The organism is Oleiphilus sp. HI0123 (assembly GCF_001635315.1).
Genome location: NZ_LWGE01000500.1, coordinates 1 through 1,045, shown reverse-complemented (window position 1 = coordinate 1,045; position 1,045 = coordinate 1). Strand labels below are relative to the sequence as shown.

The window sequence follows — 1,045 nt, the reverse complement described above, 5'->3', positions numbered from 1 at the left end:
GTATATTATTTCTTGAATATATTCTGCAAGTGTAATTTCAGTCGCCTATTTGGGGTCCTAGGGATTTTGCCTCCATATATTGCAAAAACCTCTGAAGCCCCCGTCTGCCGTGGCTTGTAGAGGGGTATCAACTTTCATTTCTAGGTCGATAGCCCTCAATCGGTGCCATTAAGTCCTCCAGTTTTGGCAGTTCGCCCGTCGGCGCGAACGTGTATGTACCCCGGAAGTTGATGTTCTCCCAAGCTACCGGTGAGGCCCGCTTGACTGTTTCCTGGTATCTGTCATTGCGCTGTTCCTCGAAGCTGTCCAGCAGGTTACTGAGTACTTTCGAGTTGAAGTAGATGATGGCATTAGCCACCAGTCGGGCACTTTCGTTCCAGATTTGGATCTCCTCATCGCTATTGCCTCGGAACCGGTCGCCGTTGACGTTGCTGATCGCCCGACGCAACTGGTGATAAGCTTCACCCCGGTTCAGCGCTCGCTGCACATGGTTTCTAAGGCTGGCGTCATCGATGTAGTTCAGCAGATACTGGGCCTTCAGTAACCGGTTGTATTCAGTCAGAGCCTCCAGTAACGGGTGGTTGTGCTTGTAGCCGGAGAGTTTACGCACCAACGTAGCTTGGCTGGTTTTCCGCTGGGCTAGAGAGACTGCGATCCGCTGGATGGTGTCCCAGTGGTCTATGATGCGTTTCGTGTTGATCGGCTTGCGCAACGATAGTTTCACGCGCTGATTTTCGTCTTCGGTGATGTTGAACAGCTCATTGATGACCTTGCCAACCCGGGCATATCGGGGGGCGAACCGATAACCGAACAGATCGAGCAAGGCAAAGTTCACATGATTTACCCCATGAGTGTCAGTTGAGAGCATGTCCGGGATAATCTCAGTACTGTTGTTCATCAACAGGTCAAAGATGTAATGGGATTCATGTTCGTTGGCGCCGATAACCCGGGCATTGATGGCCATATGATTGGCATTCAGACTGACCGCCGAGACGCCTTTGCTGGTACCGAAGTATTTTGAGGAATACCGTGTACGGAACGTCTC

Annotated in this window: 1 protein-coding gene; it reads right to left on the bottom strand. The window is 51.2% G+C overall.

Annotated features, from left to right (window positions below; all coding sequences use genetic code 11):
* Nucleotides 1-127 precede the first annotated feature (127 nt).
* On the bottom strand, nt 128-1,045 hold a 918-nt coding region (locus A3761_RS04765), incomplete at its 5' end, for a Tn3 family transposase (protein ID WP_156491599.1).